Source organism: Stenotrophomonas sp., assembly GCF_032061965.1.
In the GTDB taxonomy this organism is placed as follows: Bacteria; Pseudomonadota; Gammaproteobacteria; order Xanthomonadales; family Xanthomonadaceae; genus Stenotrophomonas.
Genome location: NZ_DAMBEF010000035.1, coordinates 22,058 through 35,991, shown reverse-complemented (window position 1 = coordinate 35,991; position 13,934 = coordinate 22,058). Strand labels below are relative to the sequence as shown.

At 63.1% G+C, this 13,934-nt stretch carries 13 protein-coding genes; 7 read left to right on the top strand and 6 right to left on the bottom strand.

Annotation, left to right across the window (positions count from 1 at the left end; translation table 11 throughout):
* The 5 genes from RT460_RS15595 to RT460_RS15575 all read left to right on the top strand — a co-directional run.
* The coding region (locus RT460_RS15595; RefSeq protein WP_313320010.1) for a hypothetical protein at window positions 1-328 on the top strand (328 nt) is incomplete at its 5' end.
* Window positions 329-406: 78 nt separating this feature from the next.
* Window positions 407-1,309, top strand: a complete 903-nt coding sequence (locus RT460_RS15590; RefSeq protein WP_313320008.1) for a TIM barrel protein — start codon at window positions 407-409, stop codon at window positions 1,307-1,309.
* 27 nt (window positions 1,310-1,336) lie between these two features.
* A complete protein-coding gene (locus RT460_RS15585; RefSeq protein ID WP_313320006.1) occupies window positions 1,337-3,022 on the top strand; it encodes a GMC family oxidoreductase in 1,686 nt (561 codons plus the stop codon).
* Window positions 3,022-3,597: a gluconate 2-dehydrogenase subunit 3 family protein gene (locus RT460_RS15580; protein WP_313320004.1), complete on the top strand. Its 576-nt coding sequence runs from the start codon at window positions 3,022-3,024 to the stop codon at window positions 3,595-3,597. The genes RT460_RS15585 and RT460_RS15580 overlap by 1 nt, the downstream gene beginning before the upstream one ends.
* The gene (locus RT460_RS15575; protein WP_313320002.1) at window positions 3,597-4,358 is read left to right on the top strand and encodes a DUF1080 domain-containing protein; all 762 of its coding nucleotides are present in this window, start codon (window positions 3,597-3,599) and stop codon (window positions 4,356-4,358) included. Before RT460_RS15580 ends, RT460_RS15575 begins: the two co-directional genes overlap by 1 nt.
* Window positions 4,359-4,367: 9 nt before the next feature.
* On the opposite strand, the gene RT460_RS15570 is transcribed toward RT460_RS15575, so the two are convergent.
* The 5 genes from RT460_RS15570 to RT460_RS15550 are packed head-to-tail and all read right to left on the bottom strand — an operon-like array spanning window position 4,368 to window position 9,036.
* Window positions 4,368-4,667: a cytochrome c gene (locus RT460_RS15570; protein ID WP_313320000.1), complete on the bottom strand. Its 300-nt coding sequence runs from the start codon at window positions 4,665-4,667 to the stop codon at window positions 4,368-4,370.
* A gap of 42 nt (window positions 4,668-4,709) precedes the next feature.
* The gene (locus tag RT460_RS15565) at window positions 4,710-5,582 is read right to left on the bottom strand and encodes a sugar phosphate isomerase/epimerase (RefSeq protein WP_313319998.1); all 873 of its coding nucleotides are present in this window, start codon (window positions 5,580-5,582) and stop codon (window positions 4,710-4,712) included.
* Window positions 5,583-5,601: 19 nt separating this feature from the next.
* Window positions 5,602-6,726, bottom strand: a complete 1,125-nt coding sequence (locus RT460_RS15560; protein WP_313319996.1) for a Gfo/Idh/MocA family oxidoreductase — start codon at window positions 6,724-6,726, stop codon at window positions 5,602-5,604.
* 12 nt (window positions 6,727-6,738) lie between these two features.
* Window positions 6,739-7,956 (bottom strand): nucleoside permease, encoded by a 1,218-nt coding sequence (locus RT460_RS15555; protein WP_313319994.1) that lies wholly within the window; start codon window positions 7,954-7,956, stop codon window positions 6,739-6,741.
* 27 nt (window positions 7,957-7,983) lie between these two features.
* Window positions 7,984-9,036 (bottom strand): sugar phosphate isomerase/epimerase family protein, encoded by a 1,053-nt coding sequence (locus tag RT460_RS15550; RefSeq protein ID WP_313319992.1) that lies wholly within the window; start codon window positions 9,034-9,036, stop codon window positions 7,984-7,986.
* 95 nt (window positions 9,037-9,131) lie between these two features.
* On the opposite strand from RT460_RS15550, the gene RT460_RS15545 reads away from it, so the two are divergent.
* Entirely contained in the window at window positions 9,132-10,139 is a 1,008-nt protein-coding gene (locus RT460_RS15545) for a LacI family DNA-binding transcriptional regulator (RefSeq protein WP_313319990.1), read from the top strand.
* Window positions 10,140-10,331: 192 nt separating this feature from the next.
* Here the strand turns inward: RT460_RS15545 and RT460_RS15540 are convergent, their stop codons facing one another.
* A complete protein-coding gene (locus RT460_RS15540; protein WP_313319988.1) occupies window positions 10,332-11,396 on the bottom strand; it encodes a pirin family protein in 1,065 nt (354 codons plus the stop codon).
* A gap of 291 nt (window positions 11,397-11,687) precedes the next feature.
* Between RT460_RS15540 and RT460_RS15535 the strand changes: the two genes are divergently transcribed.
* Window positions 11,688-13,619 carry a S9 family peptidase gene (locus tag RT460_RS15535; RefSeq protein WP_313320014.1) on the top strand — a complete coding sequence of 644 codons (1,932 nt, stop codon included), beginning with the start codon at window positions 11,688-11,690 and terminating at the stop codon, window positions 13,617-13,619.
* Window positions 13,620-13,934: the final 315 nt, after the last annotated feature.

Genomic DNA, 13,934 nt, shown 5'->3' with positions numbered 1-13,934 from the left:
ACTTCTTCCTGAAGATCCGCGCAGCCTTCCCCGGTATTCCGCGATGAACCTTTTTTTATCCGAAGAATTCTTCCTTTCAATGCGCCATTATCTGGATGGGCGCGCAGGCCTCATCGAGTGTGTCAACGGCGCGGCCGCAATCCATGCGCTTCTCCACGGTCTTTCGCAGACCGTTGAATTCAACGCTGCAACCGGCGGTCCCGCCGCCGAGCGGGTAGCACGACGCCATCCTGTTGCGACATTCCATCACCTACACGCAGCAATCGGTGTGACGAACGTTGTGCCACGCAGCATGGGTTTTCGTGCGCCGCGACTTGCAAAAAATTGATTCCCTCCTTTATGGTGCAATCGATTGCATTGCTGCGAATCGTCAGCGTTTGTTACCGGCTGGGAGGCCGGAAGGTGGATGTCCATCCATTCGATCGAACCGGTACCGGCCCCGGTACTCACGCGACGCGATGCGCTGCGCCTTGCTGTCGCCGGGAGCCTCGGCCTTGGCCTGGGTGTGGCGGGTGTGTCGCCTGCGCTTGCTGCCAGCGCGCCGCTCAAGGGCAATCTCAAGCATTCCGTGGCCCGCTGGACGTTCCCGCAGCAGTCGGTTGCCCAGCTCTGCAGGACGGTGAAGGACATCGGTTTTGCCGCCATCGACCTGGTAGGCCCGGAGGATTGGCCCACGCTGAAGGCCAATGGCGTGTACAGCTCGATGTGCAACGGCGCGGAGATGGGCTTGGACAAGGGCTTTGCCGGCAGCCAGTTCCACGACCAACTGGTGCAGCGCTACATGCGGCACATCGATCTGGTGGCTGATGCCGGCTACCGCAACCTGATCTGCTTTTCTGGCAATCGCAACGGCATGGACCCGCAGGAAGGCATGGCCAATGCCGAAGCGGGGCTCAAGCGCATCCTCGCGCATGCGGAGAGGCGCGGCGTGGTGTTGGTGATGGAGTTGTTGAACTCCAAGGTCGATCATCACGACTACCTGTGCGACAACTCCGCATGGGGCGTGGAGCTGTGCAGGCGGATCGGGTCGGATAATTTCGGCCTGCTATACGACATCTATCACATGCAGATAATGGAGGGCGACATCATCGCCACCATCGGCAAGCATCATGCCTGCTTCAAGCATTACCACACCGCGGGCGTGCCGGGCCGGCACGAGATCGGTGACCAGCAGGAACTGCACTATCCCGCCATCTGTCGCGCGATCCGCGACACCGGTTTCGAAGGGTATCTGGCGCAGGAGTTCATGCCTGCCGCGGCAGATCCCGTCAACTCGCTACGCGAGGCCATCCGCCTCTGCGACGTCTGAAACGATATCCACCCAGGTGAAATACCCATGGCAGACAATCATTACGACGCCATCGTCGTTGGCTCGGGAATCAGTGGCGGTTGGGCAGCAAAGGAGCTGACCGAGAAGGGCCTCAAGGTGCTGATGTTGGAACGCGGACGCAACATCGAGCACATCAAGGACTACGTCAACGCGATGAAGGAAGCGTGGGATTTCCCGCATCGCAACCGGCCAACACAGGCGATGAAAGCCGACCATCCGGTGCTGATGCGGGACTACGGTCTGGTTGAGAATCTTGAAGGCATGTGGGCCGATGAAAAGGAATCGCCCTATACCGAGACCAAGCGGTTCGATTGGTACCGTGGCTATCACGTAGGCGGTCGCTCGCTGTTGTGGGGGCGGCAGAGTTATCGCCTGTCTGACCTGGATTTTCAGGCGAACCTCAAGGATGGAATCGCTACCGATTGGCCAATCCGTTACGCCGACATCGCGCCCTGGTACGACCACGTGGAGAAGTTCGCCGGCATCGCCGGCACGCGCGAGGGACTGGATGTATTGCCGGACGGCGAGTTCCTGCCGCCGATCCCGTTGAACATCGTCGAGAAGGACGTGGCCGCGCGGATAAAAAAAGCATTCGGTGGTACGCGCCATATGATCCACTCGCGCACCGCGAATATCACTAAGCCCATGCCGGAGCAGGGCCGCGTCAACTGCCAGTACCGCAACAAGTGCATCCTGGGCTGTCCTTTTGGTGCGTACTTCTCGACCCAGGCGGCGACGCTGCCGGCGGCGATGAAAACCGGCAACCTGACCTTGCGGCCGTTCTCGATCGTCAAGGAGGTGCTTTACGACAAGGACCGCAAGCGTGCGCGGGGCGTGGAGGTCATCGATGCCGAGACCGGGCAGACCTATCAATACACGGCCAAGGTCATCTTCCTCAATGCGTCCTCGTTCAACTCGACCTGGCTGCTGATGAACTCGGCCACCGATGTCTGGGAGGGTGGGCTGGGCTCGTCGTCCGGCGAGCTGGGGCACAACGTGATGGACCATCATTTCGGTGCCGGCGCCTCCGGCCGCGTCGAGGGTTATGAAGACAAGTACTACTTCGGTCGTCGTCCCTGCGGTTTCTATATTCCCCGTTTTCGCAACGTCGCCGCGGACAAGCGTGGCTACCTGCGCGGGTTTGGCTACCAGGGCGGCGCCAGCCGTACCGGCTGGTCGCGCGAAATAGCCGAGCTGAACATCGGTGCCGACCTGAAGGAGGCGTTGACCGTGCCAGGCGACTGGCGGATCGGAATGACCGGGTTCGGTGAAATGTTGCCGCACCACGACAATACGATCCGCCTGGATCCGGACCGCAAGGACAAGTGGGGATTGCCGGTGTTGGCGATGGACGTCGCGATGCGCGCGAACGAGCTGGCCATGCGCAAGGACATGGCCGCCGATGCTGCCGAAATGCTGGAGGCCGCTGGCGTCAAGGACGTGAACATGCACGACAACGACTACGCCCCGGGCAAGGGTATTCACGAAATGGGGACCGCGCGCATGGGGCGTGATCGCAGCAATTCCGTACTGAACCAGCACAACCAGGTCTGGGATGCGCCCAACGTCTACGTGACCGACGGTGCCTGCATGACCTCCAGTGCCTGCGTGAATCCGTCACTGACCTACATGGCGCTGACGGCGCGGGCGGCCGACCACGCCGTGCGCGAACTGAAAACGGGGAACCTGTGATGGAACGCCGCGAACTGCTGAAAATGATTGTCGTCGCCACCGGCGCGGCGATGGTCGGCTTGCCCGCGCTGGTGCAGGCACAGCCGCCGGCCGCGGGGGCGAAATCGCTCTTCTCAGCTGCCGATGCCGGCATGCTGGACGAGATCGCCGAGACCATCCTGCCGCGGACCAAGACGCCGGGGGCGAAGGACGCCGGCGCCGGGCTTTTCATGGTGCAGTTCGTCACCGACTGTTACACCCCCCTGCAACAGGAGACGTTCCGCGCCGGTCTGGTCGATATCGACAAACGTGCCGGTGGCCGCTTCGTATCGCTCACGCCGCAGGCCCGTACCGAACTGCTGCGCGCGCTGGATGCGGAAGCAAAAGCGCACGCGGTCAGGGTGACCGAGACCGGCACCGCCCAGGAAGACGGCGTGATGCCGCATTACTTCACGATGATCAAGCAACTGGCCATTTTCGGGTTCTTCACCTCCAAGGTCGGCGCGACCGAAGTGCTGCAGTACGTCGCCGTGCCGGGCCGCTACGACGGTGAGCTGGCATATATTCCTGGCACGCCAGCTTGGGGGACCAATTGATGGAGCGCAACGATTCGATGATCGGCCCCTTGCTGATGGCCGCTTGCCTGCTAGCTGCGGCACCTGCGTTTGCGCAGGCCGCCGGCGACCCCGCGCGCGATCCCAAGACGACCGAAGTGTGGGCGCCCGTGCCGACGATCGTGGCCACGCCGGTAGGCACCGCCCCATCCGACGCGATCGTGCTGTTCGATGGCAGGGATGTTTCCGCGTGGGAATCCGAGCAGGGCGGGCGCGTGCCTTGGTCCGTCGCCGATGGTGCGCTCACCGTGGTTCCGGGCAGCAAGGGCATCCGCACCCGGCAGTCCTTCTGCGATATCCAGCTGCATGTGGAGTGGCGCACGCCTGTCGAAACCGAGGGCTTCGAGGGGCAAAACCGAGGCAACAGCGGCATCTTCCTGCAGGCGCTGTACGAGCTGCAGGTGCTCGACAGTTACAACAACGCCACCTATGCCAACGGCCAGGCCGGCTCGATCTACAAGCAGGCGATGCCGCTGGTGAATGCCTCGCGCGCACCGGGGCAATGGCAGAGCTACGACATCATCTGGAAGGCACCGCGTTTTTCGCAGGGCGGCGGGCTCACTACGCCAGCCCGCATCACCGTGCTGCACAACGGCGTGCTGGTGCAGGACGATACCGTGCTGGCGGGCAAGACCGAGTACATCGGCGCGCCTTCGTACGCGCCACATGCCTGCGCACCGCTCTACCTGCAGGAGCATGATTCCAAGGTCAGCTACCGCAACATCTGGGTGCGCGAGCTTTAAGCCTTGCTTCTAGTTCGCCAGAAAGCTGGCGATGTCATCGATCTCCTGTTGCGACAGCTGGGCGAAGGGCGGCATCAGTCCGCCGCCCTGCCTGATCTTGTCCTGGATCTGCGCCGGTTGCAGCCGCTTGGCTACGTCCGTAAGCGCGGGAAACGTCGGCGGAATACCTGCCCGGGTTGCGCCATGGCAGGCAATGCAATGCGTTGCATAGAGCTGCGCACCGGCGGCTGCAGGGTCGCCCTTGGGCCACGCAGCCAGCGAGAACATCGCGCCGGATAGAACCACCGCCACGGTGAGGATCGGTTTCAAGCAGGTGTGCAAGCGTATTTGCAAGCGGGAATCCTTGACGCGTCAGCGCCCTGCATTGGCGCCGGCGGAGACAGTGGGGTTGAGGTGCTCACGTAGGTAGTCCGCGCCGGTCCGGATGATCTTGGCCGGGTCGCTTGGCTGGTCGTGCTCGATGATGTACCACTGCACGTCGGCCGCTGCAGCGGCAGGCAGGATCGTGTTCCAGTCCAGCACACCCTGGCCAACCGCGGCGAAACCGCCCTCGTCTTCAGCCTGACCTTTGTCCGCATTGTCCTTGGCATGTACTGCGAATACATGGCCACGAAATTTGCCCAGCATTACCGCCGGGTCCAGGCCTGCACGCGCAACCCAGGCCAAGTCCAGTTCTGTCTGCAGATCAGGGCCGGCCGCTGCGAACAGCAGTTCCAACCCGGTCCTGCCATTGAAGTCGACCAGCTCGAAGTCGTGGTTGTGGTAAGCCAGACGCATGCCCTTGGCCTGCACCTGTTTCGCGATCTGGCCCAGTTCCTGGCCCAGTGCGGACCAGCCCGCGGCATCGGTTGGGCGCTCCTTCTCGGCCAGGTAGGGCACCACCAGTGTCGTGTTTCCGATCGCCCGGTTGAATGCCACCACGCCATCCAGGCCAGAGCGCAACTCGGCCAGTTGCACATGCGATGAAATTGCCTTGATCGAATACCGGTCCAGCAGCTGCTTGAGTTCGGCAGCGCTGACGTCCTGCGTGCCAACGGTTTCCACCGCGCGCACGCCGGCGTCGTGGACGATCTTCAACTGCTGGTCGAGCGAGCCGGCGTTGCGCAGGGTGTACATCTGCACCGCAATCGGCGCTTGCGAGCCGGTGCTGTCGCGTGCAAGGGCGGGCAGGGCGGCGAGCAACAGCAGGGCGAGGGTTGCAGCTCTGCGAGCGGCGATGTTCATCGAGGCATCCTCCGGGAATTCAACCGATGGCGGTCCAGGCGCGTGTCCTGGCCGATGCAATGACGTGATCGACGATGCGTGCCGAACGCACACCGTCCTCGAAGGTCGGCAGGCCTTGTGGCTGCTCGCCGTCGATGGCGCGATAGGTGTCGGCAACAAACGCCTCGAAGCACTGGGCATAGCCCTGCGCGTGACCGGCCGGTAACGCTGACAGCCGCCGCTGTTCGGCACTGCCGGCACCTGGCCCGCGCACGAAGACTTCCGCGCGTTGGTCGGGCAGGCCAATCCACAGCCGCTCGGCGTCCTCCTGATTGAATGCCACGCTGGCCTTGGCCCCGTCGATTTCGAACCACAGGCGGTTGTGGCGCCCTGCCGATACCTGGCTGACCGTCAACGACGCCAGCGTACCGGCGCCGGTACGGAACATCGCCGCCGCCACGTCCTCGCTGGCTACCGCCTGCATCGCGCCGCCCGCCGCCGGTGTGGTGAAGCTCTGGCCGGTGATGGCGCCGCGCTCGGCGATCACCGTGTCGAAGGCCGCGCTGACCTCGGTGAAGCGCTCGCCGCTGACCCATTCCACCAGATCGCACCAGTGCGAACCGATGTCAGCGAACACGCGCGACACGCCGCCCAGCGTTGGGTCCACGCGCCAGTTGTTGCTGGCGGGGTCCAGCAGCCAATCCTGCAGGTAGCTGCCGTGGATCAGGTGCAACGGCCCCAGTTCGCCCTGCGCGATGCGTGCGCGCGCCTCGCGCACCACCGGGTGATAGCGGTAGACAAAGGGTACGGTGGCGACCAGCCCGGTCGACGCGGTCAATGCCGCCAGCGCCTGGGCGTCTTCCAGCGTGGTGGCCAGCGGTTTCTCGCAGACCACGTGCTTGCCTGCTTCAAGCGCGGCCTGCGCGATGGGGCGGTGCAGATGGTTGGGCGTGCAGACGTGCACGACCTGTACCTGTGGATCGGCGAGCATGTCTTCAATGTCGTGGTAGCCGCGCGGGACACCCCACGCCTGCGCCACCTCGCGTGCGCGCTGTGGGGAGGAGGCGGCTACGCCACGCAACTCGGCACCGGCCAGCAACACCGCGCGGCGATGCACGGCAGCGATCATGCCGGTGCCGATGATGGCGACTCCAAGCTTTGGCATCGGTGGGGCTCCTCAGGGCGTGGAAGGCGCGGTCGCAACCGCCGGGCGGTCGCGGAACAGCAACAGGAAGGCGATCAGCACAACCAGCGCCACGCCAGCCGGGAACAACCAGATCTGCTGCCAGTCCGGCCCTGCAGCGGTGGTGAAGTGCTCCACCACCGCGCCGGACAGGAAGGTGCCGATCAACATGCCCACGCCATACGTGGCCAGGGTGATGAAGCCCTGTGCGCTGCTGCGCGCGGTGGGGCCGGCATGCGCATCGGTGTAGATCTGGCCGGTGACGAAGAAGAAGTCGTAGCAGATGCCGTGCAGCACGATACCGATCAACAGCAGCGAGAAGCCACTGCCCGCATCGCCAAAGGCAAACATGATGTAGCGCACCACCCATGCCGCCATGCCCACCGCCAGCATGGTCTTCACCCCAAGGCGCACGAACAGGAACGGCATGGCCAGCATCAACAGGACTTCGGAGACCTGGCCCAGCGACTGCAGGCCCGCTGCGCCCCGCACGCCCAGATCGTTGAGATACGGGTTGGTGAAGTTGTAGTAGAACGCCAGCGGAATGCAGATGGCGATGGAGGCGAGGAAGAACACCAGATAGGAGCGTGACTTCAGCAGTCGCAGCGAATCCAGCCCGAGGATCTGGCCGAGCCCGGCGTCACGCTGTTGCGCCAGCGGCGGGGTGTGCGGCAGGGTGAATGCATACAGGCCCAGTACCAGAGACGCCATCGCGGCCATCCGGAATGTCAGCTCCAGCCGGTGTGCCTGTTCCCAGCCCAGCCAGCCGATCAGTATGCCTGCCACGATCCAGCCGACGCTGCCGGCCACCCGCACCAGCGGGAATTGTTTCTCAGGCGACTGCATGTGCCGCATCGCCACGCTGTTGGCCAGTGCCAGCGTCGGCATGAACAACAGCATGTAGCCCATGACGCAGGCGGAGAACGTGCTGAAGCTGGTTGCCGTGGACGCCAGCCACATGAGGAGCGCGCCGGCCAGGTGCAGTACTCCGAGAATGCGCTGCGCAGCGAAGTAGCGATCCGCGATCAGGCCGACCAGGAAGGGCGCGACGATGGCACCGATCGATTGGCTGAGGAAGGCAGTTGCCACCTGGCTCGCACTGGCCTGAAGCGGGCCCTGCACCAGGTACGTCCCCAGGGTCACAAACCAGGCTCCCCAGATGAAGAACTGCAGAAACATCATCGCGCCCAAGCGCGACATGGCGTGCGTCATGGCTTGCCCTCCCGGGCGGTTGATGGCTCAGATACCCAGCATGCGGTGCAGTGATCCAGGATCGGTGCCGCTGTCGGCAAAGTCGTCGAAGGCGTGCTCGGTTACGTGGATGATGTGATCGCGGATGAAACTGGCGCCCTCGCGTGCGCCGTCCTGCGGGTGTTTCAGGCAGCACTCCCATTCCAGCACTGCCCAGCCTGGGAAGTCGTACTGCGCGAATTTGGAGAAGATCGCCTTGAAGTCGATCTGGCCGTCGCCGAGCGAACGGAACCGCCCCGGCCGATCAATCCAGCCCTGGTAACCGCCATACACGCCACTGCGTGCGTTGGCGTGATACTCCGCGTCCTTGACGTGGAAGATGCCGATGCGTTGGTGATAGCGGTCGATGAAGCCCAGGTAGTCCATCTGCTGCAGCAGCAGGTGGCTGGGGTCGTACAGGATTTTCGCGCGGGGATGCTGGTTCACCACCTCGAGGAAGCGTTCGAAGGTTGCGCCGTCGTGCAGGTCCTCGCCCGGGTGGATCTCGAAACACAGGTCCACGCCGCAGGCATCGAAGGCATCCAGGATGGGGCGCCAGCGGCGGCCGAGTTCGGCGAAGGCTTCTTCCACCAGCCCCGGCGGACGCTGTGGCCAGGGGTAGAAATATGGCCAGGCCAGTGCGCCGGAGAACGTGGCGTGCGCGGTCAGCCCCAGCCGCTGACTGGCCCTGGCAGCCAGCAGCAGTTGTTCTACCGCCCAGGCTTGGCGGGCGGCCGGATCGCCGCGCTTGTCCGGCGGCGCAAAGCCGTCGAACAGGCTGTCATAGGCGGGATGGACGGCGACCAATTGCCCCTGCAGGTGGGTGGACAGTTCGGTGATCTGCAGGCCATGCCCGGCCAGCATGCCGGCGACGTCGTCGCAGTACGCCTGGCTGCGTGCGGCCTCGGCCAGATCAAACAGTTGGGGAGCGCTGGTGGGTACTTGTAGGCCAGAATAGCCCAGGCCCGCCGCCCATCCGGCCAGCGTATCGAGCCGATCAAAGGGAGGTGTGTCGCCGATGAACTGCGCCAGGAACAGTGCTGGACCCTTGAGCGTCTTCACGCTGATTCGCCTCGATGCAATCGATTGCATTACCCTAGCATGGGCCCCTCGCAGACCTGTTGTGCGCTGCACAGCGTCAAGAAGAACGTAACGCCATGGCAACCATCTATGACATCGCAAAGCACGTTGGCGTTTCCGCCGGAACGGTGTCGCGGGCGCTTTCGCGGCCGGACAAAGTCCTGCCGGCCACGCGCACGCGCATCGAGCAGGCCGCCGCTGCGTTGGGCTACATCCCCAACACGGTTGCCAGGACGCTCAAAACCCAGCGCAGCGGCAAGATCCTGGTCACCGTTCCGGACATCGCCAATCCGTTCTTCGCGCAGATCCTGCAGGGTGCGGAGGACGCTGCGCAGGCGGTCGGCTACGCCGTGCTGCTGGGCGATACCCAGCATCAACCCGACCGCGAAGAGCGTTACGCGCAGATGCTCCGGCGTAACGAGGCCGATGGTCTGATCGTGCTGGGGCATCGCCTGCCGCCGACGGCGCGCGACATCGTCCAGCAGCTGGGCGATGCGGCACCGGTGGTCAATGGCTGCGAGTTCGACCCGGCGCTCGGCATTCCCAGCGTCCACATCGACAACGCGGCCGCCGCGCGTGCAGTGATGGAGCACCTGTATGGACTGGGGCACGAGCGGATCGCGGTGGTCGGCGGGCCGCCCGACAACCCCCTGCACCAGCAACGGCTGGAAGGGGTTCGGGCCGCTGGCAAAGCGCGTGGACGGCTGCGTCAGCTGAGCATCGTGCCCGGTGACTTCTCGGTGGAATCCGGGCATGCGGCCGCGCTGGCACTGTTGGTCCTCGCGCCCGCGCCGACCGCGATCTTCTGCTTCAGCGACCAGATGGCTCTGGGCACCCTGGCGGCCTGCCGGGATATGGGCATCCGCGTGCCGGATGACCTGTCCGTTGTTGGCTTCGATGACCTGGCGTCATCCCGTTACCTCACGCCTCCATTGACCACCATCCGGCAACCCATGCGGGAGATCGGTGAGCGCGCGGTCAATCTGCTGCTCGCTATCATCGAACATGTGGATGTGCCGCTCCAGCAGACGCTGGATTTCAGCTTGATGTTGCGAGGCTCCACAGGCGCGCCAAAGAAGAAATGACGGCCAGGGCGGGGCTTGTGCGATCGCCGCTTGACGTGTGTGGTCCCGAAGACCATGCAGTGCATGGCCTTTGTTCTGTGCAATGTCCGAACAAGGTGTCGGTGGTGTAATTGAAGCCTCCCCGTAAGCTTGATCCACACATTCTTGGAGGTCCTCGGGAAGACCAGCCGCAGGGTGACCGACAAGCAGAAATCAAGCCGCCGGATCTTCCTCGCTGCCATCTTCGGCGTATCTGGCAAAGCGACGGAAGCCAGGCCCGTGCATGGGTTCGCGGTGTGGCCAGGGCCAGCCGCCAAACTCGGTCTGCTGGAAGTCGAGTTTGGCTTGGCGCAGCTCGGCAATCGTATTGGTCACATAGACCGTGGAGCGGATCGTCGGCTCCTGCAATGGCACGCCTTGCATCAGTATCAGCGTGTTTTCCTTGGTACCACGGTTCTCCAGCAATAGCGTTTGTTGTGCGACAACCCTGATGCGGTGATTGCCACCTACATCCTGCTCAGCAACAAACATGCCGCGCCCGGCAAGTGTGTAGAGGGTGCGTTGGTTGGCCTGCAACAGCGCCGGGGGCAGGGTGAGGCGGGCACCGGGCTGAAGCGTGATCACCCAGATGGCAAGCTCGGAGTCCGGGTTGGCGGCCCAGGTACTTTGTGTGGGTGGCAGCGGTTCAATAGGCGCCAGCCCCGGTGCTTCCATCGGCTGGTAGGTGCCGGCGATGATCGTGACGTCCGCTCCTTCATGCACATGGTGCGGAATTTTTTCCGCCCACATCATCCGGTATTCCGGTGCGACGTACTTGCTGCGGCCCGGCATGTTCAGCCAGATCTGGAACAGCTCGAATTCGTTGATGCGATCGTCATGCAGCAGCGGGAACATCTCCGCATGCTGGATGCCGCCACCGGCGGTCATCCATTGCACATCACCGGGGCCATAACGACCGCTGTTGCCCAGGGAATCGGCGTGGTCCACATAGCCTTTGCGCAGGATCGATACGGTCTCCATGCCCAGGTGCGGGTGACTGGGAAAGCCCGGTAGTCCGTCCTTGCCGAAGTAAAGGCTGTAGCCGTCGGCGTTGGCGAAATCATTGCCTGCGCGGTGGCCTTGCAGGTGCTCGGGGTCGAGCTTCTGCACGGTGTTGCCGGGCGGGTAGTGATCGATCTGCGGCGCGCACAGCAGGAAGGGATCAATGGTCGCCCAAGGCCAGCTCAGTTCAATGGACTCAAGGATGGGATTGCCTTCGATTGGACGGATGGTTTCCATCGTTGTCTACCGTACGTTGAGAAATGTGATGTTGCAGGGGAATTACGACGCGCCGGTTCACTGGCAACAATAGCCGACCTGCAGCGAATAACGTATTTCTTTGCATGCGGTTACACGGAGTTACCTGCGCCTTTGGGTACTGCGCTTGGCGCCAGGCGGCTTGCGCTGATACCTGGGCACAGTCGGGCCCCGACGCTTGGCAATCGGGTGCCAGAGTGATTAGATTGACGCACAGAGGGATGGATGCCCTTCCGGGAGACAGGTGTGCGGGGATTGCAATTTTTGTTTTCGATGCTGTTGCTTGGCTGCGCTGGCTGCGCCAGCGCGGCTGTGGACTTGGGACAGTTCATCCGCAAGGATGACTTCAACGATATCAAGCTGTCGCCCTCTGGGAAGTACTACGCGGCGACGGTGCCGCTGGAGGACAAGACCGCGCTGGTCATATTCACCCGCGAGGGCAACAAGCAGAGCGGTACGTTCATGCCGGCCCGCAACGCGCATGTGAGTAACTTCCATTGGGTGAATGACGAGCGTGTGCTTATCGGCCTGGCCGAGAAGTTCGGCATGCTCGACCAGCCGCGTCCGACCGGTGAGCTCTACGCCATCAATGCCGACGGCGGCAAGGCTGACCTGCTGGTGGGTTTCCGGGTGCAGGGCAATGGGCCCGGTACGCGCATTCAGCCCAAAAAGGTTGAAAGCGTCGCTGCGTTCCTGGTGGATGATCTGGCCAGTGATGACCGCAATGTAGTGGTGTCGGTGTGGCCTATGAGTTCAGTGGAGCCTTTCACCCGAGCAGAGAAGCTGGACGTGAACAGCGGCCGCCGTACTACCCAGGCCTCCGCGCCGGTGCGCAACGCCGATTTCGTTACCGATAACACGGGCATTGTCCGAATGGCGGTCGGGGCAGATCAGGACAATGCCAGCAAGCTGTACTTTCGTGACGCTGCCGGTGGCGATTGGCGGCTGATCAACGACCAGGCCGTGAGCGGTCATATTGAGCAGCCTCTCGGTTTTTCGGCCGACGATGCGCTTGCCTATCTGCTGGTGAAAGGGGAGGGCGACGGCACTGATGCCATTGTTGCCTGGGATCCGGTCAGCAATGTCCGTACGACGGTGCTCCACGACAAGGCCGCTGATCCCTGGAGCATCATCCATGCCAACGGCACGCGTGTACCGGTTGGCGCCTTGGTGATGGACGGGCGTCACCGCAGTATTTTCTTCGACGAATCAGCGCCGGAAGCCCGGATGTACCGCAGTCTGGAAGCGGCCTTCCCGGGGCAATCGGTGAACGTCACATCGGGCACCAAGGACGGCAAGGTGCTTGTGGTGAAGGTATGGTCGGGCAGCAACCCCGGTGACTTCTATCTGTACGACGTTCAGGCCAAGAAGCTGGAGTATGTGGTTGGTAGCGGCAGTTGGATTGATCCAGAGAAGGCCGCGGCGGTGGAACCTTTCAGCTTTGCTGCACGTGACGGCCTGCAGATACATGGCTATCTCACCCGTGCACGCGGCAGGACAGGAGCTGGCCCGATGGTGGTGATGCCGCATGGCGGGCCGTTCGGCATCTTCGATGAGTGGCAGTACGATCGCGATGCACAGATGCTGGCGGCTGCCGGGTACACGGTAATGCAGGTCAATTACCGTGGCTCTGGAAACCATGGCTGGGCGTTCCGGCGCGCTGGCGCCCGGCAGTGGGGTGGCGCGATGCAGGATGACCTTACCGATGCAACGCGGTGGGCGGTGCGCGAGGGACATGCGGATGCTTCACGCATCTGCATCTACGGAGCAAGTTATGGCGCATACGCCGCACTGATGGGGGCCGCCAAGGAGCCATCGCTCTATCGCTGCGCCGCCGGCTACGTAGGCGTGTATGACCTGCCGATGATGCAGCGGGACACTGGACGGGTGGCACGCAGCCTGGGCAAATGGTCCAAGGATTGGGTGGGTGAAGACCAGGCGGCACTCGAGACGTCGTCGCCCAATCGTCTCGCGGGCCAGATCAAGGTGCCGGTGTTCCTGGCGGCAGGTGGTGAGGATGAGGTCGCCCCGATTGCGCACACGCGCATGATGGAAGCAGCACTCAGGAAATCGGGTGCGCCGGTGGAATCGCTGTACTACCCAACCGAAGGGCACGGCTTTTATACCGAGCCGCATCAACGTGAGTATTTTACGAGGTTGCTCGACTTTCTATCGCAGCATCTGGGCGGCGAACAGGCAAGGTAATTGCGGCGGCTTGGAGTGAGTGGAAATGACGGCGCCGGATGGCGCCGTCATTGTTTGTGCGGCTCGATGACGGCCCGGGTGGCGAGGGCGGTGTATGCAATGCAAAGCCCGGTTCAATGTTTCATTGGCCATCGCCGTGCATCCAGACTGCGCGCGTAGTGCAGTTGGCTCGCTTTGATGAGATCGCTTTGGGCGGAGCGTGCGGTAGTTTCGTCAGTACAGTCCACTATGCGCGTGGCAGTGTGGCTTCCTTAGGTTTGGTTTCCCGTGCGGACTTTGCGCATTGGGCGGGTCTTGATGAACCGCATCGTTTTT